This is a genomic window from Modicisalibacter muralis (assembly GCF_900102945.1).
Lineage (GTDB): Bacteria > Pseudomonadota > Gammaproteobacteria > Pseudomonadales > Halomonadaceae > Modicisalibacter > Modicisalibacter muralis.
The window spans coordinates 84,069-106,974 of record NZ_FNGI01000014.1 but is presented as its reverse complement, the minus strand read 5'-3'; the positions used below and the strand labels follow the sequence as shown (position 1 = coordinate 106,974).

At 60.9% G+C, this 22,906-nt stretch carries 23 protein-coding genes and 1 rRNA gene; 14 read left to right on the top strand and 10 right to left on the bottom strand.

From position 1 onward, the window contains the following. The first annotated feature begins 172 nt into the window (after positions 1–172). The 4 genes from rrf (at position 173) to tusA (ending at position 2,454) form a co-directional block, all read left to right on the top strand. Positions 173–288, top strand: a 5S ribosomal RNA gene (rrf, locus tag BLR92_RS18390). A 285-nt stretch (positions 289–573) separates the two neighbouring features. Then, the gene (locus BLR92_RS18385; protein WP_089730737.1) at positions 574–987 is read left to right on the top strand and encodes a DUF2721 domain-containing protein; all 414 of its coding nucleotides are present in this window, start codon (positions 574–576) and stop codon (positions 985–987) included. Between the two features lie 99 nt (positions 988–1,086). Beyond that, positions 1,087–2,163, top strand: a complete 1,077-nt coding sequence (gene rlmM, locus BLR92_RS18380) for a 23S rRNA (cytidine(2498)-2'-O)-methyltransferase RlmM (RefSeq protein WP_089730736.1) — start codon at positions 1,087–1,089, stop codon at positions 2,161–2,163. Positions 2,164–2,214: 51 nt separating this feature from the next. Beyond that, positions 2,215–2,454, top strand: coding sequence for a sulfurtransferase TusA (gene tusA, locus BLR92_RS18375; RefSeq protein WP_089730735.1), 240 nt, complete (start codon positions 2,215–2,217; stop codon positions 2,452–2,454). On the opposite strand, the gene BLR92_RS18370 is transcribed toward tusA, so the two are convergent. Together BLR92_RS18370 and BLR92_RS18365 are read right to left on the bottom strand one after the other, a co-directional pair. After that, a complete protein-coding gene (locus BLR92_RS18370; RefSeq protein ID WP_089730734.1) occupies positions 2,451–3,146 on the bottom strand; it encodes a hypothetical protein in 696 nt (231 codons plus the stop codon). The two genes, tusA and BLR92_RS18370, sit on opposite strands and share 4 nt — an antisense overlap. A gap of 167 nt (positions 3,147–3,313) precedes the next feature. Continuing rightward, positions 3,314–4,705: an MATE family efflux transporter gene (locus BLR92_RS18365; RefSeq protein WP_089730743.1), complete on the bottom strand. Its 1,392-nt coding sequence runs from the start codon at positions 4,703–4,705 to the stop codon at positions 3,314–3,316. 155 nt (positions 4,706–4,860) lie between these two features. Here BLR92_RS18365 and BLR92_RS18360 point away from each other — a divergent pair, with 155 nt between their 5' ends. The 3 genes from BLR92_RS18360 to BLR92_RS18350 all read left to right on the top strand — a co-directional run bounded on the left by BLR92_RS18360 (position 4,861) and on the right by BLR92_RS18350 (position 8,361). Then, the gene (locus BLR92_RS18360; protein WP_175488852.1) at positions 4,861–5,448 is read left to right on the top strand and encodes an elongation factor P hydroxylase; all 588 of its coding nucleotides are present in this window, start codon (positions 4,861–4,863) and stop codon (positions 5,446–5,448) included. A gap of 97 nt (positions 5,449–5,545) precedes the next feature. Then, on the top strand, positions 5,546–6,568 hold the full coding sequence (locus BLR92_RS18355) for a Fe(3+) ABC transporter substrate-binding protein (RefSeq protein ID WP_089730733.1): 1,023 nt from the start codon (positions 5,546–5,548) through the stop codon (positions 6,566–6,568). An 86-nt stretch (positions 6,569–6,654) separates the two neighbouring features. Beyond that, positions 6,655–8,361, top strand: coding sequence for an ABC transporter permease (locus BLR92_RS18350; protein ID WP_089730732.1), 1,707 nt, complete (start codon positions 6,655–6,657; stop codon positions 8,359–8,361). Positions 8,362–8,366: 5 nt separating this feature from the next. Here the strand turns inward: BLR92_RS18350 and BLR92_RS18345 are convergent, their stop codons facing one another. Together BLR92_RS18345 and BLR92_RS18340 are read right to left on the bottom strand one after the other, a co-directional pair. Next, positions 8,367–8,849 (bottom strand): hypothetical protein, encoded by a 483-nt coding sequence (locus BLR92_RS18345; protein WP_089730731.1) that lies wholly within the window; start codon positions 8,847–8,849, stop codon positions 8,367–8,369. 1 nt (position 8,850) lies between these two features. Continuing rightward, positions 8,851–9,705, bottom strand: a complete 855-nt coding sequence (locus BLR92_RS18340; protein WP_089730730.1) for a TatD family hydrolase — start codon at positions 9,703–9,705, stop codon at positions 8,851–8,853. Positions 9,706–9,821: 116 nt separating this feature from the next. On the opposite strand from BLR92_RS18340, the gene BLR92_RS18335 reads away from it, so the two are divergent. Next, complete coding sequence (locus tag BLR92_RS18335) at positions 9,822–11,771, top strand: ATP-binding cassette domain-containing protein (RefSeq protein ID WP_089730729.1); 1,950 nt, start codon at positions 9,822–9,824, stop codon at positions 11,769–11,771. A 45-nt stretch (positions 11,772–11,816) separates the two neighbouring features. Here BLR92_RS18335 and BLR92_RS18330 read toward each other — a convergent pair whose 3' ends face one another. Further along, the gene (locus BLR92_RS18330) at positions 11,817–12,272 is read right to left on the bottom strand and encodes a universal stress protein (RefSeq protein ID WP_089730728.1); all 456 of its coding nucleotides are present in this window, start codon (positions 12,270–12,272) and stop codon (positions 11,817–11,819) included. A gap of 95 nt (positions 12,273–12,367) precedes the next feature. Between BLR92_RS18330 and BLR92_RS18325 the strand changes: the two genes are divergently transcribed. Then, the gene (locus BLR92_RS18325; RefSeq protein ID WP_175488851.1) at positions 12,368–12,889 is read left to right on the top strand and encodes a preprotein translocase subunit YajC; all 522 of its coding nucleotides are present in this window, start codon (positions 12,368–12,370) and stop codon (positions 12,887–12,889) included. A 6-nt stretch (positions 12,890–12,895) separates the two neighbouring features. On the opposite strand, the gene slyA is transcribed toward BLR92_RS18325, so the two are convergent. Both slyA and BLR92_RS18315 read right to left on the bottom strand, forming a co-directional pair. Next, on the bottom strand, positions 12,896–13,348 hold the full coding sequence (gene slyA / locus BLR92_RS18320; RefSeq protein WP_089730727.1) for a transcriptional regulator SlyA: 453 nt from the start codon (positions 13,346–13,348) through the stop codon (positions 12,896–12,898). Positions 13,349–13,437: 89 nt separating this feature from the next. Then, entirely contained in the window at positions 13,438–14,565 is a 1,128-nt protein-coding gene (locus BLR92_RS18315) for a DUF5924 family protein (protein WP_089730726.1), read from the bottom strand. Between the two features lie 225 nt (positions 14,566–14,790). On the opposite strand from BLR92_RS18315, the gene fadB reads away from it, so the two are divergent. From fadB to BLR92_RS18295, 4 genes are all read left to right on the top strand, one after another. Further along, positions 14,791–16,974, top strand: coding sequence for a fatty acid oxidation complex subunit alpha FadB (gene fadB, locus BLR92_RS18310; protein ID WP_089730725.1), 2,184 nt, complete (start codon positions 14,791–14,793; stop codon positions 16,972–16,974). A gap of 26 nt (positions 16,975–17,000) precedes the next feature. Beyond that, positions 17,001–18,179: an acetyl-CoA C-acyltransferase FadA gene (fadA, locus tag BLR92_RS18305; RefSeq protein ID WP_089730724.1), complete on the top strand. Its 1,179-nt coding sequence runs from the start codon at positions 17,001–17,003 to the stop codon at positions 18,177–18,179. 263 nt (positions 18,180–18,442) lie between these two features. Continuing rightward, a complete protein-coding gene (gene azu / locus BLR92_RS18300) occupies positions 18,443–18,898 on the top strand; it encodes an azurin (protein WP_089730723.1) in 456 nt (151 codons plus the stop codon). Between the two features lie 157 nt (positions 18,899–19,055). Beyond that, complete coding sequence (locus tag BLR92_RS18295) at positions 19,056–19,658, top strand: DedA family protein (RefSeq protein WP_089730722.1); 603 nt, start codon at positions 19,056–19,058, stop codon at positions 19,656–19,658. Between the two features lie 33 nt (positions 19,659–19,691). Here the strand turns inward: BLR92_RS18295 and BLR92_RS18290 are convergent, their stop codons facing one another. Continuing rightward, positions 19,692–20,129 carry a DUF488 domain-containing protein gene (locus tag BLR92_RS18290; RefSeq protein ID WP_089730721.1) on the bottom strand — a complete coding sequence of 146 codons (438 nt, stop codon included), beginning with the start codon at positions 20,127–20,129 and terminating at the stop codon, positions 19,692–19,694. Positions 20,130–20,325: 196 nt separating this feature from the next. Between BLR92_RS18290 and BLR92_RS18285 the strand changes: the two genes are divergently transcribed. Next, the gene (locus BLR92_RS18285; protein WP_089730720.1) at positions 20,326–20,823 is read left to right on the top strand and encodes a GreA/GreB family elongation factor; all 498 of its coding nucleotides are present in this window, start codon (positions 20,326–20,328) and stop codon (positions 20,821–20,823) included. Between the two features lie 50 nt (positions 20,824–20,873). Here the strand turns inward: BLR92_RS18285 and BLR92_RS18280 are convergent, their stop codons facing one another. Then, positions 20,874–21,860, bottom strand: coding sequence for a dipeptide ABC transporter ATP-binding protein (locus BLR92_RS18280; RefSeq protein WP_089730719.1), 987 nt, complete (start codon positions 21,858–21,860; stop codon positions 20,874–20,876). Between the two features lie 64 nt (positions 21,861–21,924). Then, positions 21,925–22,881 carry an ABC transporter ATP-binding protein gene (locus BLR92_RS18275; protein ID WP_089730718.1) on the bottom strand — a complete coding sequence of 319 codons (957 nt, stop codon included), beginning with the start codon at positions 22,879–22,881 and terminating at the stop codon, positions 21,925–21,927. Positions 22,882–22,906 lie beyond the last annotated feature (25 nt).

Genomic DNA, 22,906 nt, shown 5'->3' with positions numbered 1-22,906 from the left:
AGCAACAGCGAGTCACCCCTGCGATGACCGATAAGCGGATACGTCGAGTCGTATCGAGTCAGCTTGATTCATTTGTTAAGACAGTCCCGTGGCGGGCAGCGTCGAGCGTCGGGTCGCGATCGAAAGCACGATCACGATCAGCCCTCAAGCCACCACGCGACACCAGTTTACGCCTGACGACCATAGCGAGCGGGTCCCACCTGACCCCATGCCGAACTCAGCAGTGAAACCGCTCAGCGCCGATGGTAGTGTGGGGCCTCCCCATGCGAGAGTAGGTCATCGTCAGGCACTTCTTCAGAAACCCCGGCCCCTGGTCGGGGTTTCGTCGTTTAGGGGCCTCCCCCTGCGCGAGTCCCGGCGCGCCGGCCGCCGGATGGTCGGCCCTCGGGGCGTCGACCGAATCATCGTCAGGCACTTATTGCAAAGCCCCGAGTTCATCACGAGTTCGGGGCTTTTTGCATGGTTGCAAAAATTATCGACCAGGCGTGAACCGGCGAGATCCGTGGAGCCCGATAACTGTCGATTCGAGTGGCTCATAGGCGTTATGCTTCGAACTAACATTAGGAGTCTATCGTGACGCTCACGACACCTGCACTACTGTTTCCAGCAATTTCGCTATTGCTGCTTGCCTACACCAATCGTTTTCTTACGCTCGCACAGCTGATACGCAAGCTAGCCAGTGAGGAGCGTGGTCAAGACCATGAACTTGCGGCTCGTCAGATACTTTTGCTGCGCCAGCGTATCAGCCTGACCAAGCGCATGCAGGTCGCCGGCGTGCTGAGTTTCTTGCTCTGTACATTGTCGATGTTCGCGCTCTTTTTGTCTTTGGAACTCCTGGGCATGGTGCTGTTTGGCGCCAGCCTGATTAGCTTGTCGACATCGCTGGTGTTCTCGCTATGGGAAGTCATGATTTCGACCAATGCGTTGAACGTCCAGCTTCAGGATATCGAGATGCTGAATCGCCAGAGTAAATCCGAGCGCCAATAGCGCTGTTTTCGATGGGCTCTTGACTAGGTCAGCGGCACTGGAGGCTTGTGGTCCTAGCCAGGCTGACGCTAGACTTCTCGGCCTTCACCAGGAGGCCTCATGCCCAGCGCTACTGCCAACGAACTGCTACTTTACTGCCGCCCTGGCTTCGAGAATGACTTGAGCGCGGAGGTGATGGAGAAGGCCGCCTACTTCGAGTATGCGGGTTATCCCATCGCCAAGGCAGGTAGCGGTCATGTCCGCTTCGTGCTGCCAGGCGACACGCCGGTCAATGCGTTGCATCGATTGCTTGTACTGGACGACCTGGTATTTGCGCGTCAGTCATTGGTGGCGCTACCGCCGCTGGAATCTCTCTCGCGTGACGATCGACTGACGCCGATAATAGAGCAGGTCGTGGCAAGCGGCTGGAGCTTCGAAACGCTGTGGCAGGAAACGCCCGATACCAATGAGGCGAAAGCGCTGGCCGGACTGATGAAGGCGCTAAAGAGACCGCTGGAAAGCACGTTGCACAAGCGTGGAGCGCTTCGTGGCAAGGCGGGCGGGCGTCGCCTTCATCTATTCTGGAGTGAAGGAGATCGTGTTCAGATTGCTATCAGCTTCCCGGGAAACCGCAGCGAGCACCCGGGTGGGATACAGCGCTTGCGCTTTCCTCGTGAGGCGCCCAGTCGATCCACGCTCAAGCTCGATGAGGCCTGGCATGCTTTCGTGCCTCGCGATGAGCGAGCCGAGCGGCTGCACGAGGGCATGCAGGCGGCGGACCTAGGTGCGGCGCCTGGCGGCTGGACCTATCAATTGGTGCGCCAGGGCATGTACGTCTATGCCATCGATAACGGCCCCATGGACAAGACGTTGATGGCCACCGAACAGGTCGAGCACCTGCGCGAGGATGGCTTCGTCTGGGAGCCGCCGCGTCGGCTGGATTGGCTGGTCTGCGATATCGTCGACAAACCGATGCGTGTTATCGATATGATCGAACGCTGGCTGGTGCGGCGCTGGTGTCGCGAGGCGGTTTTCAATCTCAAGCTGCCAATGAAGCAGCGCTGGCAAGAGGTCGAGCGCTGCCTGTCACGCCTCGAGCAGAGTCTTGTACGAGCCGGCGTTAGTGCTGAGTTGCGTTGCAAGCAGCTATACCATGACCGCGAAGAAGTGACCGTGCACGTTCGGCTGGTCGACTGATCGGAATGCGCTCAATGCTTCCGTCACAAGTTTTCCATTTGCGAGGTGATGATGGCCGATTTGCCTGAATTCGATGTCGAGTTGGATACGACCGGCTTGTACTGTCCGGAGCCAGTCATGCTGATGCATAACCGGGTGCGAGACATGCGCGCCGGCGAGGTATTGAAGGTGGTCGCCAGCGATCCGGCAACCACCCGCGACATACCGAAGTTTTGCAGCTTTCTGGGGCACGATCTGCTGACCCAGAGCGCCGATGGCGATATTTACCTATATTTCATCCGTTTGGGTTAATCGTCGCTGGCCACCATGCAGGCCAGCGCTTCCAGCGTAGCGGGGTCTTCCTGCTTGATGCGATTGGCGATAGCGCGCTGAAAGAAATAAACGACCTGGTGTCGACTGTGCCCGGGATAGAGGCAGTCGTCTCCCGCCACGACAGGGGTGGATTCCACTTGTGTCTCATCGACCAGCAGTGCCTCGACCTCTCCGTTACTGTACAGCCGCCAGCCGAATACCTGCTTGAGTTGCCAGGAGCAGCCATCGTCGCTCAGACACAAGGCATGTGTGCCGAGCGTTTCGGGTAACTGCTGTAGTAGGGTGGGAGCGCTGGTATCTTCGTAATCGAAATAGGCCGCCGCGTGTTCGAGCTCCAGAATCTTATGCTCGGGCGCGCTGTGAAATATTTCCTCGGTTTCCGGGTCACGGTAGCCGACGAAATGGCCGTGCTCAGGGTCTTCCAGGTCATGGCAGGGGGTCAGGGCTTCCATCCACGGCACCAGGCCGACGACTTCGCCATCTTCACGCAGGCCCCAGGCCAGCAATGGCATGCCGTATAACGTGTCTGGATCGGAGGCCAGGTGATACAGCATTTCCAGGCCGTCCAGTTCCGGCGCCAGCCTGACCAGGCGGCGCTTGGCCCTCAGCCGGTGGCGCATGGCGTCCAGGTCGATGACCTGGGCAGAGCGGGGGGACAGTGGGATACCCATGGTTACCCTCCTCAACGGCAATGATTCGGCCTAGGCCTCGCCTCACTATTAGCATAGCTAGGCGCGCAAAGTTAAGCCCTGATAGCACTTCGCCGGGTAAATAGCGCACGCCAACCTCGCCCTGCGCCTCTTTGGTCGGCACATGCCATTGAGTCGTAAGGAATTTATCAGCTTTGTGGAATTTCCATCAGACCATCGCTAACCGCCTTGCTGATACGCCACAGACGCCACCCCAGCAACGCCGCCGCCACCGTCAAGCCGGCGATCAAGCCCAGCCAATAGCCATGTACACCCAGTGGCGGCGTCAGGCCGGGTATGCCGAGTGCTCCCAACAGGTATCCACCGCCGAGTCCTACCAACCAGTAGGACACCAGAGTAATCGCCATGATGATTCGGGTGTCCTTATAGCCGCGCAGTGCGCCGGCCATGTTGACCTGCAACGAATCGGATATCTGGTAAAGCATCGCCAGGAAGATCAACGACATCGCCAGATCCTGAACGGCTTCGTTGTGAGTATAAAGCGCAACCACAGGCGCGGCGGTGAGCCAGAGGATCGCATCGTTGAGCAGGGCCACGACCAGACAGACCAGCATCCCGTTCCAGGCCACGAAGCTGGCCTCGCTGCCACGGCTCGCACCGAGGGTATTGCCGACTCGCACGGTCAGTGCCATGCCCAATGACAACGGCAGCATGAACAGGATCGAAGTATAGTTAAGCGCAACCTGATGCGCGGCGACGGTTATCTCGCCCAGGCTGGCGACGAACAAGGCAATCAGTGTGAAGAGCGTGACCTCGACGAAGATCGCCACGCCGATCGGCGCACCGATATACAGCAGCTCACGAATCATCGCGCGGTGTGGCCAGGTCAGCGTTTTCCACAGGGCAATGGGCGCGAAGGTCAGGCTGCGGCGGGTATACAGCAGCATGCTCAGACACATCACCCACATCGATAGCGCGGTGGCTATCCCGCATCCCACGGCACCCAGGGCAGGAAGCTCCCGCAGCCACAGCGGCAAACCACTACCGAAGAGGTCGACCAGGCCGTCGCCGCCGTAGATCAGCAGGTAGTTGCAAGGGATGTTGACGCCGAGGCCGATCAGGCTGATCCACAAGGAAGGGCGAGTGTGATTCATGCCGTCGGAGAAGGCGCGCAGGGCCTGAAACAGCGCGACGCCGGGCATGCCGAAGGCAACTGCGGCCAGATAGCCGGTCGATAATCTGGCGACGGGGCCGGGAACATCCATGAGCCGAAAAATTGGTGTTACCGCGAACCACAGCAGCAGCGATGCGGCCATGCCGAGTGCCAGGCCCAACCAGAGGGCCTGGTGAACGTAGGGGCGAATGCGCGGCATGCGCGCGCCGCCGCGCAGCTGGGCGACGATCGGCGTCAGGCCCATTAATGTGCCCGTCATGAACAGCATCAACGGCAGCCAGATGCTGGAGCCGACCGAAACGGCGGCCAAGTCGGTGGCACTGGCGCGACCAGACATGATCACATCCGTGGCCCCCATTCCCGCCTGCGCCAGTTGTGCGCCGCACATTGGCAGGGCAAGACGCATCAGTAGAGCCGTCTCGCGCCGACAGCGAGTGAATAGCGGAAAAGTGAAGCGGGCCACGCCGACGCTCCTTTAATCATCGACCGTAGGGACAGGAGCGCGATTCTAGCAACTGGCGAGCATTTCCGCTTGGGTTGTGACGCCGTATAATCCGCGCCATGTCTGAAATACCTATCCCGCATCGCATCGAAGACGCAATCGCCCTGTTCGATGGCTTATTTGCCGATACGTTTCGCACCCGATTGCTCCCCGGTGACGACGAACCATTGTATCTACCGGCCAATGACGACTACGCATGCCATCGGGTGATTTTTGCACACGGCTTTTTCGCCAGCGCGCTGCATGAGCTTAGCCACTGGTGTATCGCCGGGCCCCGGCGGCGCGCGCTGGAAGATTACGGCTACTGGTATTTGCCGGACGGCCGCGATGCCCAGCAACAGCATGCTTTCGAGAGTGTCGAAATTCCCCCGCAGGCGTTGGAGCTACTGTTCTCGCGCGCCTGCGGGCTGCGCTTTCATGTCAGCGTCGACAACCTTGGCGAAGTGACTGTCGACCGTGACGCCTTCCGGACAATGGTCGAGACGCGCGCCGAGCGCTATGAGCGCGAGGGCTTGCCGCAACGTGCCGAAGCCTTTCGTACGGCGCTGAGCGCGTTCTACCACCAGCACTGTCCGCTGAGCCAGGCCGTTGCCCTGGGGCGCGCGAGCCTGTCCAACACAGTGCCAAAGGCATCGGTTGTGGAATAACTCGAGTGGACTGTTGTTGCCAGCGCCGAGTCGAAATAGAATGATTCTCATTATTTGGCCGTTGGTCACAGGGCCCTCATCGATGCGGAGATACGGCATGTCAGTTCTGAACAAGGCGCTCGCTGCTTCTCTGGCCGCTGCCACGGCCTTTACCAGCGTTGCGGCGCTGGCCGAGGAGGAGGTCAACGTCTATTCGTATCGGCAGCCATTCCTGATCGACCCCTTTCTCAATGAATTTAGCGCCGAGACCGGTATCGAGGTTAACGTCATCTTCGGCAACCAAGGGCTGACCGAGCGCCTCAAGCGCGAAGGGCGCAACTCGCCCGCAGACGTGATGCTGACCGTGGATGTCGGCCGCTTGCAGGACCTTGTCGATGCCGGTGTCACTCAGTCCATCGAGGATGAGGTCATCGAAAGCAACATCCCCGAGCAGTACTTCGGCGAAAACAACCAATGGGTCGGACTGACCAGTCGCGCGCGTGTCTTCTATACCAGTGTCGAGCGCATGGAGCCTGGTGAGATAGAAAGCTACGAGGATCTCGCCGATCCTCGCTTCGAGGGCCGCATCTGCAGCCGTCAGGGCGATCATCCCTATAACATCGCCTTGATCGCTTCGATGATCGCCGAACATGGCGACGAGTTCACCAAGCAATGGCTCGAAGGCTTCAAGGCCAATCTGGCGCGCAAGCCTCAGGGTGGCGATCGCGCTCAGATCAAGGCGATACGCGATGGGCTCTGCGACATCGCCCTGGGTAACAGCTACTACTACGGCAAGATGCTCGCCAATGAAGAGCAGCGCGCCTGGGCGCAGGCCTCGCGCATCGAGTTCCCCAATCAGGAAGGTCGTGGTACCCACGTCAATATTTCGGGGATGGCGCTGGCCAAGCACTCGCCCAATGAGGAAAACGCCTACAAGCTGATGCGCTTTCTTACCGAAGAAACCGCGCAGTCGATGTATGCCGAGATCAATTTCGAGTACCCCCTCAACCCCGAGGTCGAGCCCTCCGAAACGGTCGCATCCTGGGGTGAATTCAAGGCCGACGACGTCCCTCTGGCCGAGATCGCTGCGTTGCGTCGGCGCGCCACCGAACTGGTGCATGAGGTTGCCTTCAACGAATAAGTGGAAGGCCTCGTGAGAGGCCAATCGAACCCCATGCAGGCTGCCGGCCACCACCGGCGGCCGCTTGTCATTGGTGAAATACTGATATGAAGGTGGAAGTAGCCGGCGTTGCCGAGGCTGACGCGCCATTAGCGCGCCATGGCCGGCGTATAGGCACGCATACTGGCTGGTTTCTGGCAGCCTGGTGCGTGGCGGCGGGGGTGTGTCTGCCGGTTCTCGCGGTGATTTACCTAGCCTTCACTGGTGACGATGGCGGCGGTGAGATATGGTCGCACCTGGCCAGTACGGTATTGCCCCACTATGTGCTGACCAGCCTGCAGTTGATGGTCGGCGTGGCGCTGATGGCCGGGAGTATCGGCGTGGTCGCCGCCTGGCTGACGACCATGTATCAGTTCCCGCTACGGCGCTTTTACGAATGGTCGTTACTGCTGCCCTTTGCCATGCCGGCCAATGTCATCGCCTATGTGTATACCGACGTGCTCGAGTACGCCGGCCCTTTCCAGAACTGGTTGCGTGGCCTGTTCGGCTGGGAAACCCCGCGCGATTACTGGTTTCCCGAGATTCGCAGTCTCGGCGGGGCGATCGTCATGCTCTCGCTGGTGCTCTATCCCTACGTATTCATGCTCGCGCGCGCCGCCTTTCTCGAGCAGTCGGCGTCGCTGCGCGACGTCAGCCGCACCCTGGGTTGCAATGGCTTTCAGAGCTTCTGGCGCGTGGCGCTGCCCGGTGCGCGGCCGGCCATCGCCGTGGGTCTGGCGCTGACGTTGATGGAGGCGCTGAATGACTTCGGCACCGTCGATTACTTCGCCGTGCGCACCCTGACCGCCGGTATTTTCAATGTATGGCTGAACATGGGCAGTGTACGCGGCGCGGCGCAAATCGCGCTGTGTCTGATGTCGTTCATCATTCTGCTGGTCTGGCTCGAACGCCATGCTCGACGACGCCAGCGTCAATTTGGCAAGGGCGAGCGGTTTCGCTGTTACCGTCGGCCACGCCTGGCTGGCGCACGCGGCTGGCTGGCGTCCTTGGCCTGCTTTGTGCCGCTGGGTCTGGGCTTCATCTTGCCGGTGGGCATTCTGACGCGCCACGCCATCGTCTACTTCGAAGAGTCCTGGACCGACAGCTTCGTCGATTACGCCATCAACAGTCTGACCCTATCGACCTTGGCGGCACTACTGACACTGCTGCTGGGTGTGCTGTTGGCGTATGCCAAGCGCCTCGATCGCACTCACTCGGTACAGCAGGCGCTCAAGCTCTCCAGCCTGGGTTACGCGATGCCGGGCGCGGTGATCGGGCTTGGTGTGTTGATCCCGCTGGCGGCGTTCGACAACGCACTCGACGCCTTCATGCGCGATACCTTCGGCGTTAGCACCGGGCTGCTGCTTACCGGCTCGGCGACCGCTATTGTCATCGCCTATGTAGTGCGTTTTCTGGCGGTGTCCGCCGGTGCCATCGAGTCGAGCCTGGACAAGATAACCCCGTCGATGGACATGGCTGCCCGCTCGCTGGGCGAGAGTTCGCTGCGAACGCTGTGGCGGGTACATCTGCCGCTGATACGGCCAGGCCTTCTGACCGCGGCGTTGGTCGTCTTTGTCGATGCGATGAAGGAGTTGCCGGCGACACTGTTGTTGCGACCGTTCGATTTCGACACGCTGGCCACCAATGTCTATCAGTATGCCTCTGGAGAACTGCTGGAAATGGCGGCCTTGCCGGCACTGGTCATCGTCGTGGCCGGTGTATTGCCGGTGATCGTGATCTCACGAACCATCGTCGCCAGTCGCCGCGAGGCATGATTGGGTTAGTCGGCCGTTTCCGATAGCCGCTGATGCAAATAGAGCATCACCTGAACTTCGTGTTCGGGACGTAACGGTTCCAGGCCTAGCTCGCCGAACAGGTCGCCACGCGCCCGCGCCCACTCGCCACCATTCAGATCGGGATAGAGGCTTTCAGCGGGCGCCAGTTCGACGAATGGGTCCACGCCGAAGTCGTCGAACAGGCGCGATAGGGCGGCCTCGTCATCGCTCACGCCAGCGGTGTAGAGGGTGGCATTGTTATAGTCCTCCCCAAGCTCACGCAATACATCCAGCGGACTCACCCCGAACGTGCGTAATTCATCCAGGCTATAGTCGCCCAGTTGCAGCAACTCTTCATCGAGCCAGTCGTCGTCGGGCTGAATCAGCGTGTGTTTGACCTGCCCGTTGGGCAGCGCCCAGGCAATGGCCAGCGGTAGGGCATTCTCTTCGCCGGTTTCGACGGCGATGAAGCCGGGGAATTCGTCCATGTCAACGATCCTCCAGGCGAAAGAAGCGTCGCGCGGTGTCAGAGGTGGCACGCGCGACAGCGGCCTCGTCGTTACCGCGCCAATAGGCGATCTCGCGCACGATCCATGGCAACAGCGCCGGTTCATGGCGCCGACCCTTGAGCTTAGTCGGTAAATTGCGCGGCAGCAGGTAGGGGCAGTCGGTTTCGACCATCAAGCGTTCGAGGGCGATATCGCCGACCAGCTCGCGCAGGTGATGGCCACGGCGTTCATCGCATAGCCAGCCGGTCAGGCCGATATGCAGGTCGAGATCCAGATAGCCATGCAGGGTGTCACGCTCACCAGTAAAGCAATGGATCACCGCATCGCAAATGTCATCACGCCAGTTATGCAGGATGTCGAGCATGCGCCGCCCGGCGTCGCGTTCATGAATGAACAACGGCAAGCCCGATTCGACGGCCAGGCCCAATTGGGCCTCGAAGGCTCGCTCCTGTTCGCTGGGCGTGGAGAAGTTGCGATTGAAATCGAGTCCGCATTCACCGACGGCCACCACCTCGGGTTGGAGATGCAGCGCGCGCATGGCGGTTTGTAGCTCACTGGTCCAGTCGCTGGCATCGTGGGGGTGGACGCCGGCCGTGGCATGAATCCCGGCGTATTGGCGGGCCAGTTCGACCGCCTGCTCGGCGTGCTCCCGATCGGTGCCGGTGAGCACCAGCGTGGTCACGTTGGCGGTGCGTGCACGCTCGATCACCGCCTCGCGATCGTGAGCAAAGCTCTCATGAGTCAGGTTGGCGCCGATGTCCACCAGTTCGGCAGGCGCGGTGAAGCGCAGCGCCTCGGGCAGAAAGTCGTTGAGGGTGTCGGTGGTTGCGGCCAAGAGGGCGCTCCTTGCTCGTTTAGTCGGGCATTGTAACTCGCCAAGCGGTAAGGCCACAGCGCTGCGGCCATGCGTTACACTAGGCGCCTTTGAAAATTCGCGAATGAGGTAGGTGCGTGACCCTGCTACGTCTGGAACAGCTACAATTGGCCTATGGCCCGCAGGTACTGCTCGAGGGCGCCGACCTGGTGCTGGAGAAGGGCGAGCGTCTGGCGCTGGTGGGTCGCAACGGCACCGGCAAATCGACCCTGCTGGGGTTGGTCGCCGGTGATAATTTGCCCGATGGCGGCACGATCTGGCGCGCTCCGGGGTTGCGTATCGGCGTGCTCGAGCAGGATTTGCCCGCCGCCAGCGGTATGACCATTTTCGATGTGGTCGCCGAGGGCTTGCCCCAGGCGGGGGCGCTACTCGCCGAGTATCACCACCTGGTGCAGGCCGATGATCCCGATATGAACCGCATGGCGACGTTGCAGACCCGCATCGAGGCCATCGACGGCTGGTCGTTCCATCAGCGCATCGACACCGTGCTGACCAAGCTCGGCCTGCCCGCCGACAGCGCGATGAGCGATCTGTCCGGTGGCTGGCGCCGGCGTGTGGCGCTGGCCCGAGCTCTGGTCGCAGAGCCCGATCTGCTGCTGCTCGATGAGCCGACTAACCATCTCGATCTGGATACTATCGCTTGGCTGGAAGAGCAACTCGCCGCCTTCACCGGCGCAGTGCTGTTCATCACTCACGATCGCGCCTTTCTATCGCGTCTCGCCACCGGCATTCTCGAGCTCGATCGCGGCCGGCTGGGGCGCTATCCCGGTAATTACGCCACCTATCAGGAACAAAAAGCTCACGAACTCGAAATCGAGGCGCGCGAGAACGCCGAGTTCGACAAGAAACTGGCGCAGGAAGAGGCCTGGATTCGCCAGGGCATCAAGGCGCGCCGCACCCGTAACGAAGGGCGTGTGCGCGCCTTGCAGAAGATGCGCAACGAGCGTGCCGAGCGCCGCGAACGCCAGGGGCGGGCGACGATCAGCGTCGACAGAGGCTCGCGCAGCGGCAAGCGGGTGGTCGAGCTGAGCGGCGTCAGCCAGCGTTTCGGCGACGCTTGGGTGATTCGCGATCTCGATCTGGAAATCCAGCGCGGCGATCGGGTCGGTCTGATCGGTCGCAACGGTGCCGGCAAGACGACCCTGCTCAAGATCCTGCTCGGCGAATTGACGCCCAGTGAAGGGCAGGTGCGTTTGGGCACCAACCTTCAAGTGGCCTATTTCGATCAACTGCGCGCCGGGCTCGAGCCCGAGAAGACCGTCTACGATAACGTCGCCCAGGGTAGCGACCGCGTGACGGTGGGTGGCAAGGACAAGCACGTCATCAGTTACCTGCAGGACTTCCTGTTCACGCCCGAACGGGCGCGACAGCCGGTCAAGGCGCTCTCGGGCGGTGAGTCGAATCGCCTGTTGCTGGCCAAGCTGTTTACCCAACCGGCCAATGTGCTGGTACTCGACGAGCCGACCAATGATCTCGATGTCGAGACATTGGAGCTGCTCGAGGAGCTGCTGCTCGATTTCCAGGGCACCCTGTTGCTGGTTTCACACGACCGGGAGTTCATGGACAACGTCGTCACCGAAGTGCTGGCCTTCGAGGGTGAAGGGCAGGTGCGCGAGTATGTCGGTGGCTACAGCGACTGGGTTCGCCAGGGCGGCAAGCTGCCACCGGCGCCTTGGGATTTCGATGCCAGTACGGTTTCCAAGCAGGCTAAGAGCGCGGCGCATCACGAGTCGCCGGTTGACGATGCCACGCTAACCTCGCACGACACCGGGGCAGAGCTCGCGAGCAAGAAACCGGTCAAGCTATCTTATAAATTGCAGCGCGAACTGGATGGCTTGCCGGCGGCCATCGAGGTCTTGGAGCGTTCGGTCGCCGAGTTCGAAGCTCGAGTCGGTGATCCGGGTTTCTACCAGCAGGACAGCGACAAGGTGACGCGCACGCTGGAAGCGATGTCGAACAAACAGGCTGAGTTGGATGCAGCCATGGAGCGCTGGATGGAACTCGAAGCGATGGCCGCAGGGGAGTAGCCCGCCGAGAACAGTTGGGCCTCCGGTACGGAGGCCCTGAATAAGCTATTCGTCGGTTTCGCCATCCTTGCCGACACGCACCGCCAGCACGTCGCACTGCGCACCGTGCAGCACCCCGGTGGAGGTCGAGCCGAGCAGTAGCGCGAATCCGTGGCGCCCATGCGAGCCGACTACGATCAGGTCGACATCGTGTTCCTTGGAAAAGCGGTGGATTTCGGTATCGGGCATACCCACCACCACATGCTGATCTTCCTTGGCCACCTCGTGAGGGTCGGCGATTTCGGCCAGACGCTGTTTGGCGTGATCATCGAGCTGATCCTGAATGCTGGTCAGATCCATGGGAATATCGCCGCCATAGGCGAAACCCAGCGGTTCGAGGGTGTGCATGACCGACAGCTTGGCGTTGTTGCGCCGTGCAATGGGAATGGCACGCTCCAGAACCTTGTGAGAGTCCTTGGTCAAATCCACGGCGACCAGCACGTGACGATATTCATTGCTCATGGCAAATCTCCCTTCGCTGCGGGGTCGATGTTTTCACTTTAGGTCGTGTTACCGCGCGGCACAACGATTCATATCAACGTTTTAGGATACCCTGTATGACGTTCTGGCTGGTCATGCTGTTCGTTTTTCTGGCGATGCTCTCGCCGATAATGTGGCTCAGGCCGTCGCGTCGCGACCGGCGTTTGGGGCTGCTGCGCCAGCATGCCCGCCAGACGGGGGTTGCGGTCAGGTTTGCCAAGCCACCGCTGCATGCGCCGCCAGGCGGACTGGTCAGCTACCGCTGGCGTTATCCGCAGGCACAGCCCGGGCCGTTGTTTCTGCTGGTTCGCGACGACTATGCCAGTGAGGCGTTGAAGCCATTTGTGAAAGGCTGGCGTTGGCGCATCGAACCGCTGCGCCCGCTTTCGAGCGAGGCGCAACAATGCCTGGAGCAGGCGCTGGCAGCGCTGCCCGAGGACGCACTGGTGCTGGAATCGGAGCGAATCCATCTGACGCTATGGTGGGGCGAGTCGCTGGACGTAGCGGGGTTCGGCGATTGTCAGGCGTCACTGGCGACAGCGCGCGATGCGCTGTCTGGCCCCTCGCCTTCAGGCGATACACCAAAAGCACCGCGCTAAGTGGCATTAACAGCTATCGCCATCCGGGGTTCGGGTCTGCAGGCGCAGCCCGTTTTTCTCGATACGGGTCAGCAACTCGTCGAGCTGCTTGAGCTCCGCGTCGCTGATGCCGCTGAGCATTTCCGCGCGCGCCTGGTCGACGATGGCGTCGATGCGTTCGAGTAGCGGGGTGGCTTCGGCAGTGAGGAATATTCGCTTGGTGCGGCGATCGTCCTGGCACGGGCGGCGCTCGATCAACCCCTGGTCGGTGAGCTGGTCGAGGGTACGCACCAACGAAGGCGCCTCGACGCCGATCGCGCGAGCCAGGTCGCACTGGGGCTGCCCGTCGCCCAAGCGCCATAGGTGATAAAGCGTGACCCAGCGCGTTTGCGTTAGATCAAGCGGCGCCAGGCGCTCATCGAGAAGGGCGCGCCACAAGCGTGGCAGGCGTGACAGTTTGAATCCGATATTGTCGGGCATTGGCGTTATCGTTTCGCAGGCTAATTGGATAATTGTCGGAATCTTGGTTGAGCAATGCAAGTCCTGTCGGTGACGCCTGACCAACGCTATCAGCTATCGCCGGCGATCAATTGGCGCACATCGAGCCCGGGTATGCCGGCGGGGACATGAATTTTGCCATTGGCCTTGGCCGCCTGTGCGGCGTTATCTTCTATGGTGAAATGCATCACCCCAATGCGCTGGTCGGTGCTGGTCATCACATCGATGCGCCAGTCGCCCTGGGAGTCGGCGGGAAACTGCTGCTTGTGAGTCCAGGCGCGATAACCTTCGCTACGCCCACCGTTGATGATCAACGGAATGCGGTCGACGAGTTCTCCTTCATGGCGCCACACATGGTAAATCTTCTCGCGTAGCCCACGCGGCGCGCGTATCGCCGTATAGGCATATAATCCGTTCTCGTGCAGGGCGTTCCCGGTCAGCGGCATGCTGCCGCGCGGTTCGCGGGCCGCAGTATCGAAGCTGGGGGATAGTGCCGTGCCGGTCAGCCATAGCGTGGCCGGCGGCACCCAGGCGCGACCGACCCAGGCTGCACCGCCCAGCAGCATGGCCAAGCCGATCATCGCCAGCCAGCCGGTCAACCCCCGCGGTTGCAGTAGATGGGCGAGACTGGGCAAGCCGAACACGATGGTCGCCAATACCGCCAGCAGCAGGGCTTCGCCGGTAGTCAGTTGCAACATGATCGGCAAGGTGACCAGCATCACCAGAAACACGCACTGCGCATGGAACGCGAAATACAACCAGCGATGGCGTTCGGCCAGACGGAAGTAAAGTGGGTCGAGAATCGACAGCAGGGCGCAACCGATCATCAACAGCGTGAACAACGCCTGCCCGCTGGCCCAGACCGTGGTTGCGAGTATGAACGGTAGCGTGAAGAACAGGGTTTCCTGATGAATCATCTGCGCGATGAATGCCGTTACGCCGCGCTGGAGTGTCGGGTAGCCCCGGTTGGCCAGGAAACGCCCGATCAGGCTTTCCGATAACAGCAGAATCCATGCCAGCAGCAGGGCCAGAGCGAGTGCCGCTCCCAGCCACTGCTGGCGATCGACCATGAAAAAGCTCAAGGCACCGGCAATAAAGGCCAGTGGTGGCCATAACCAGGCATAGGGACGGAGTCGTATGACCCAGCGTTCGGTCAGGCGATGCAGCGTTAGCAGGCGCGAAGCGGTGGCGGTGGTCATGCAGCGATTTTATCCCCACGAGGCCCGATAATGGTGAAAGGGCGCATCCTAGCAGGTGTGATGTCGCCTAGGGAGTCGTGTTTCCGCGACATAGGGTCGCCAGCGGTATTACGCGATTGCCGGTTTACACGCTTGACGAATGCGCGAAGCTGGCCCAAGCTAAGCAGTATTCAAACGCTTGTATGAAAACACACCCTCGCTCCCAACCCCCGTGGAGATGCGTAGATGATCTATCAAGGCAACGCCCTGTCCGTGGCGAGCAATGGCGATAACCTCGCCACGTTGACCTTCGATCTGAAGGATGAGTCCATCAACAAGCTCTCCAGCGCCGTTATCAAAGAGTTGCAAGAGGCCGTCAAGGCTATCCAGGCCGAGAGCGATCTCAAGGGCCTGATGATCGCCAGTGCCAAGGACGCCTTTATCGTCGGCGCCGATATCACCGAGTTTCACGGCATGTTCGCCAAGGACGAAGACTTTTTGGTCAACATGAACCAGGAAGTTCATGCCCTGTTCAATGCCATCGAAGACTTGCCGTTTCCCACCGTCACCGCCATCAACGGCCTGGCGTTGGGTGGTGGTTGCGAGGTGACGCTGACCACCGATTTCCGCGTAATGGCCGAGAAGGCTCAGATCGGCCTGCCCGAGACCAAGCTGGGGATTCTTCCCGGGTGGGGTGGCTGCGTGCGTTTGCCACGCATCGCGGGGGCCGACAACGCCATCGAGTGGATCGCCGGCGGCACCCAGAACAAGGCCGACGCGGCACTCAAGATGGGGGTCGTCGACGCAGTCGTGCCGGCCGAGCGTCTGCAGGCAGCGGCGCTGGATATTCTTGGGCGCGCCAACGCTGGCGAGCTGGATTATCTGGCGCGTCGCGAAGAGAAGAAAAGCCCGCTCAAGCTCAACGCCATCGAGCAGATGATGGTATTCGAGACCGCCAAGGGCTATGTGGCCGGCAAGGCCGGGCCGCACTACCCGGCACCGGTCGAGGCGATCAAGGTCATCCAGAAGGGCGCCGGTGAAGGCCGCGAGCGCGCTCAGGCGATCGAGGCCAAGGGCTTCGCCAAACTCGCCAAGACCGAAGTCTGCTTCAATCTGGTCGGGTTGTTCCTCAACGATCAGGTGGTCAAGAAGAAAGGTAGCAAGTACGAGAAGCAAGCCGCGCCTGTCGAACAGACGGCTGTGCTGGGTGCCGGCATCATGGGTGGCGGCATCGCCTACCAGAGCGCCTACAAGGGTACGCCGATCCTGATGAAGGACATCAAGGAAGAAGCGATCCAGCTCGGCTTGAAGGAAGCGCGCAAGCTGCTTTCCAAGCAGACCGAGCGTGGCAAGTTGAGCACCGAGAAGATGGCCGAGGCGCTGGCCAATATTCGCCCGACACTCTCCTACGGCGATTTCGGCGAGGTCGATCTGGTGGTCGAGGCGGTGGTCGAGAACCCCAAGATCAAGGATGCGGTGCTCACCGAAGTCGAAGGTTACGTCGGCGACAACACCATCCTGACCTCCAACACCTCGACTATTTCGATCAGTCGCCTGGCGCAAAATCTCAAGCGCCCTGAAAACTTCTGCGGCATGCACTTCTTCAACCCGGTACATCGCATGCCGCTGGTCGAGGTCATCCGTGGCGAGAAGACCGGCGATGCCGCCGTCGCGGCCACCGTGGCCTATGCCCGCAAGATGGGCAAGACGCCGATCGTGGTCAACGATTGCCCGGGTTTCCTGGTCAATCGCGTGCTGTTTCCGTATTTCGGCGGCTTCAGCCTGCTGGTCGAACAGGGCGCCGACTTCGAGCACGTCGACAAGGTCATGGAAAAGTTCGGTTGGCCGATGGGCCCGGCCTACCTGCTCGACGTGGTCGGCATGGATACCGCCGTGCACGCCAACGAGGTGATGGCCGAAGGCTTCCCCGATCGTATGGCGCATGGGAGTAAAGAGGGCGACAAGACCGCCATCCAGGTGATGTACGAGAACGAACGCCTGGGCCAGAAGAACGGCAAGGGCTTCTATGTCTACGAAGAGGACAAGAAGGGCAAGCCGAAGAAGGTCTCCGATGAACGGGCGCATGAACTGGTCAAGCAGGTCGCGAGTGGCGAGCGCGAGCTCAGCGACGACGAGATCATCGCGCGGATGATGGTACCGCTGTGCATGGAAACCGTGCGCTGCCTGGAAGACGGCATTGTCGGTACCCCGGCCGAGGCCGACATGGCGTTGATCTACGGCATCGGCTTCCCGCCGTTCCGGGGTGGCGCGCTGCGCTATATCGACGCCATGGGCGTGGCCGAATTCGTCAAGCTGGCCGACGAGCTTGCGGCCGAGCTCGGGCCGCTTTACGCACCGACCGACAAGCTGCGCGCGATGGCCGATAACGCCGAGCGCTTTTATCCGCAGCCTACACAAGCCCAGGCATAAGCCGACCACGCATTAGGAGATTGGGAATGAGTCTGAATCCAAGAGATATCGTGGTGGTCGACGGGGTACGTACCGCCATGGCCAAGGCCAAAAACGGTGCCTTTCGCAATGTGCGCGCCGAGAACCTGTCCGCCGCGGTGATGCAGGCGCTGTTCGAGCGTAACGCCAACCTCGCCCCGGCGGAAGTCGACGACGTGATCTGGGGCTGCGTCAACCAGACCCTCGAGCAGGCCATGAACATTGCCCGCAACGCGGCGATCATGACCGGCATCCCGCGCTCGGTGCCCGCGCAGACCGTCAATCGTCTGTGTGGATCGTCGATGAGTGCGCTGCATATCGCCAGCGCCAACATCAAGGCTGGCATGGGCGACTTCTATGTGATCGGCGGTGTCGAGCACATGGAGCACGTGCCCATGGAGCACGGTGTCGACGTCAACCCGGCGATCAGCAAGCATGCCGCCAAAGCATCGATGATGATGGGCCTGACCGCCGAGTTGCTAGGCAAGATGAATGGCATATCGCGCGAGGCGCAGGATAAGTTCGGTGTGCGTTCACACCAGCGTGCGCTGGCGGCCAATGAGAAAGGCTACTTCGACAACGAGATCGTCGGTGTCGAAGGCCATGACGCCGAAGGCCTGCGCCAGTTGTTCAGGCATGACGAAGTGGTGCGCGCCGATGTCAACCTGGAAGACATGGCCAAGCTCAAGCCGATCTTCGATCCTAGAAATGGCACGGTTTCGGCCGGTACCTCCTCGGCGCTTTCGGTCGGTGCCTCGGCGATGGCGGTGATGAGTTACGAGCGCGCCCAGGCGCTGGGTCTGACGCCGATCGCTCGGGTCCTCTCCACCGGCGTGGCCGGTTGTGATGCCTCGATCATGGGCTATGGTCCGGTGCCGGCGACCAAGAAGGCGCTAAAGGCTGCCGGCTTGACCATCGACGATATCCAGACCGTCGAGCTCAACGAGGCCTTCGCTGCGCAGTCTTTGCCGGTGCTCAAGGACCTGGGGCTGCTCGAGCGCATGGACGATGCGGTCAACCTCAACGGCGGCGCCATTGCCCTCGGCCACCCGCTGGGCTGCTCGGGCGCGCGGATTTGCACCACGCTGCTCAACGTCATGCAGCAGCAGGACACCACGCTGGGGCTGGCGACCATGTGCATCGGCATGGGTCAGGGCGTGGCGACGGTGTTTGAACGCCTGAAATAAGCGTTTTCCGTTTTTCCATTCCGCCTGTTGTTGGAAGCGGCTCCTCTTAGGGGCCGCTTTTTTCATGGCATGCCTCTTGTATTTATATGGTAATGATTTCCGTCAAATGGAATGACAACGATTCAGGCTTTTCACAAAGGGCTTGACAGCTACCATCAGTTCAAGGAAATTGTTCCATGTAGTTTAGCTTCACTACGTAATATAAACTTGCTAACTAAATATATAAACCCAACGACAATCCAGCGATTCCGTTAGGAGGACACATGAAATTCATTCGACTGATGCTGATTGCTACCGCCGCGCTGGTCGCTTCTCCGACCTGGGCTGCCGGGGATGAGTGCAAGCTGACGATCGAGGCCAACGACCAACTGCAGTTCAACAAGAAGGAAATGAGCGTTCCGGCCAGTTGCGAGAGTGTCACCGTGACCCTCAAGCACGTGGGCAAGATGGCCAAGAAGGTCATGGGCCACAACTGGGTCCTGACGGCCAGCGACGACTTCAAGGCCGTTGCCGAGGCGGGGACGAAATCGTCATTGGAGAATGACTATCTTCCGCAGGATGATGAGCGGGTCATTGCCAACACTGAGGTCATCGGCGGGGGAGAAAGCACCACGGTTGAATTTTCCACCGAGGGGTTGGCCGGCAAGGAGCTGACCTTCTTTTGTTCTTTCCCGGGGCACTCATCGATCATGAACGGCACCTTCCGCGTCGAGGAGTGATGTCGTGCTTGTGACGCTAAGTCAGTCAACGCGGCGAACGTGACGGCGGTGTTCGAGCGCTTGAAGTAACGTACACTGCCAGGCAGCCCGGAACGCGGCCCACATCGATCTTGATGTGGGCCGCGTTCTTGTCACGCCCTACAAGGAGAGTATCGATATGTTCGACTGGATCACTCAGGTGATCGCCAGTACCGGCTATCTGGGCATTGCTGCGCTGATGTTTCTGGAAAACCTGTTTCCGCCGATTCCTTCGGAAGTGATCATGCCGTTGGCCGGCTTCGTCGCGGCACGCGGTGAGCTCAGTCTCTGGGGTGTCATCGTGGCCGGCACGCTGGGGTCGCTGATTGGCGCGGCGCCCTGGTATCTGCTGGGGCGCTGGTTCGGTGAGCAGGGGTTGCACAACGTGGCGGTCCGTCATGGTCGCTGGTTGACGCTATCGAGTCGGGATGTCACCAGGGCCATTCTCACCTTCAGGCGTTATGGCGCCATTGCGGTGTTCTTCGGGCGCTTGGTCCCCGCCATTCGTACGCTGATTTCGGCACCGGCGGGCATTGCCGTAATGCCAATCCCCAAATTCATCTTCTGGACATCGCTGGGTAGCGGCCTGTGGACGATGTTGCTGGCGCTTGCCGGTTTCTTGCTCGAGAGCCAATACGAGCGTGTCGCACAATACGTCGATCCGGTATCGAAGGGGGTGATCATCACGGTAGTGGCGATTTACGTCTATCGTCTGGTGACTTATCGCAAGCATCACCGGTAATTCGATTGGCAAGGAGCGAATCCGGCAATTCCTTCAGTCGTCGCGTCGTTCGAATCGCGCACCGTAGCAGGGCGGTGAACTGGCCTCCAGGCCGTCGGCCTGGCGGTCTTCCACATCCAGCGCCTCGGCGATGGCCTCGCGCAGGGTCGGCAGATGCGAGTGCTGCAGATCACGGGCGGCGCTCAGCAGTGTGAGCCGGCCTTGGCGGCACCAGCGCATCAGCGGTATCAGGCAGTCCTGGGCATCGCCTATCTCCCAGCGATAACGGCGTACGAAGACCGCATCGCTGATTTCGCCCTGATGCCATTGTCTGCGCAGTACGTTCGATGGCGAGGCGTCGCGGTACCAGTCGGTCAATGCCAGCGATTCGCGGGGTTTACCGCGTGGCCACAGCCGATCGACCAGCACCCGGGCGCCGTCCTCGGGTTCGGCTTCGCTGTAGATGCGCTTGAGCTGAATGTCGTATGTCATGCTGTTCTCCGTAACTTGCCGGGACGTTCCTAACTGTCATGCAGAGACGATGGCTATCGTATCGAAAATGACATCGCGCTTCACAAGCACTGTTCCCAATGGCGAAGATATCGCTACAGTGAATAAAGTGCGACCCGTTATCGACGGGATCGCCGTTCGACTTTCGTGCCGTCCACCCCTTTTTCGTGAGTATCCCATGAGCCGAGCTTTCGTTAAGGAAGACAGCGATGCCCCCGAATCGCTGCCCGAGCGTACCATCAGCGATCTACCCAATTACATGACGCCATCGGGGCATGACGCCATTCAACAGCGGCTCGCCGAGCTGATCGCCGAGCGCGATGCACTCGTCACCGGCGACCTCCAGGATCGGTCACAGCTGCCGATGCTTGAGCGCGATATTCGCTATTTCCAGGCGCGTCTGCAATCGGCGCAGGTGATCGAACCCCGCGACGCGTTGCCGGGCAAGGTGATCTTCGGCTGCTGGGTCAGCTTCGTCGACAGCAACGGGGAGCACCACCGTTATCGGATCGTCGGTGAAGACGAAGCGCTGGAGCATGGCAGCGGCCATCATCACCTGATCAGTTGGGCATCGCCGCTGGGCCGGGCATTGCTCGGCGCGGCGATCGGGGATACGGTGACGTGGCCTAAGCCCAGCGGCGATCTCGAGATCGAGATCACGGATATCGAATGTTGATCGCTGAACCGCCCGCGCCGATGCACTGACGAACGTCACCGCCATGGCCGCTAGACGGCCGCCTTCTCGACATGGATGCAAGCCACCTTCACTTGCGGGTTCACCGACTCCAGGGGCGGGTCGCCTTGAATGCATTCCTCGGTCGCCTTGAAGCAGCGCGGCGCGAAAGGGCACCCGGGCGGCGGACTCAACGGCGAAGGCGGTTCGCCCTTGAGGCGTACGCGCTCCTTGCGCCGGGTCGGGTCGGCAACCGGCGTGGCGGAGAACAGCGCCTGGGTATAGGGGTGGCGCGGCTGGGTGAATACCTCCGAGGCGGGCCCGGTCTCCACCGGCTGGCCGAAATACATCACGATGACGTCGTCGGCGATACGCCGTACCACCGAGAGATCGTGCGAGATGAAGACGTAAGCCAGGCCGAACTCGTCCTGCAGGTCGGCCAGCAGATTCAGAATCTGCGCCTGAATCGACAGATCCAGCGCCGAGACCGGTTCGTCGAGCACCAGAATCTTGGGATTGAGCATCAGCGCGCGGGCAATCGCGATGCGCTGGCGCTGGCCGCCCGAAAACATATGCGGGTAGCGGTCGGCGTGCTCGGGGCGCAGGCCTACTCGCTCGATCATATCCAGCGCGGCCTGGCGGCGCTGCTCGGCACTCAGTTCGGGACGATTGAGTTTGAGCGGCTCCTCGAGCATGGCCGTGACGGTCTTGCGCGGGTTCAGCGAGCCGTACGGATTCTGGAAGATGATCTGTACCTCACGGCGCAGATCCTTGGGCGGCGGCTCGCCTTCCTTCAATTCGACGCGCTGGCCGTTGATGGTTAGCTGGCCGCTGGTCGGCGGCTCGATCATGGTCAGCACCCGCGCCAGGGTGGACTTGCCACAGCCCGATTCGCCGACCACGGCCAGCGTTTGACCGGGATAGAGATCGAAACTGGCTTCGTTGAGTGCCTTGACGATTGCGGGAGCCGCTAACGGACGCGTCTTGATCCGATAGTGGCGGGTCAGGTTGACGGCATGAATCACGGCGTCGCCGGTCATGGTGGATTCCTCACGGCGGTTTCTCATGTTTTATAAGGGCCAAGACTTTATAAAGGCTAAGGGTTTACAAAGGATAGTGGCAAAGCGTTCGCGCGGGATCGTCGGCGAGTGCCTTGGGCTCTACCTGCCGACAGTGCTCGGTGGCATAGCGGCAGCGCGGGTTGAACAGGCACCCGCTGGGTCGATTCAACTGACCCGGAACCACGCCGGGGATGGTTGGTAAACGCGCCTGATCACCGGCGCGCTCGGGCAGCGCCGAGAGCAGCGCTTCGGTATACGGATGGCGCGGATGGGCGAACAGGGCCTTTACTTCCTGACGCTCGACCTGACGCCCGGCGTATTGCACGATCACCTGCTGCGCGGTCTCGGCGACCACCCCCATGTCGTGGGTAATCAGGATCAACGCCATGCCGGTGTCCTGCTGCAACTCCAGCAGCAGGTCGAGAATCTGTGCCTGAATGGTCACATCCAGCGCGGTCGTGGGCTCGTCGGCGATTAGCAGGCGAGGGTTGCAGGAGATCGCCATGGCGATCATCACGCGCTGGCTCATGCCACCCGAGAGCTGGTGCGGATAGGCGCCGATGCGTTTTTTCGGGTCGGGAATGCCGACCTGTGCCAGCAGGTCCAGCGCACGTTCCTTGCGCTCCTTGCGTGACCCGCCAAGATGCTGGCGCAGCATTTCATCGATCTGGGTGCCGACGGTGAAGCAGGGGTTGAGGCTGCTCATCGGCTCCTGAAAGATCATCGACATCTCGCCGCCGACGATCTTGCGTCGTTGGCGCGAGGTCAGTTGGCGCAGGTCCTGGCCGTCGAAGGCCATCTTGTCGGCGCTGACTTCGGCGGTCCAGGGAAGTAGGCCCATGGTGGCCAGCATCGATACCGATTTTCCCGAGCCGGATTCCCCGACGATAGCCAGCACCTCGCCCTTGTCGACCGACAGGTTAGCGTCCTCGACGGCGGGGAACAGACCGTTGGTGGTACGAAATCGTACGTCCAACCCTTCGATTTCCAGTAATGCCATGGGATATCTCGTTTATCTTGTAAAA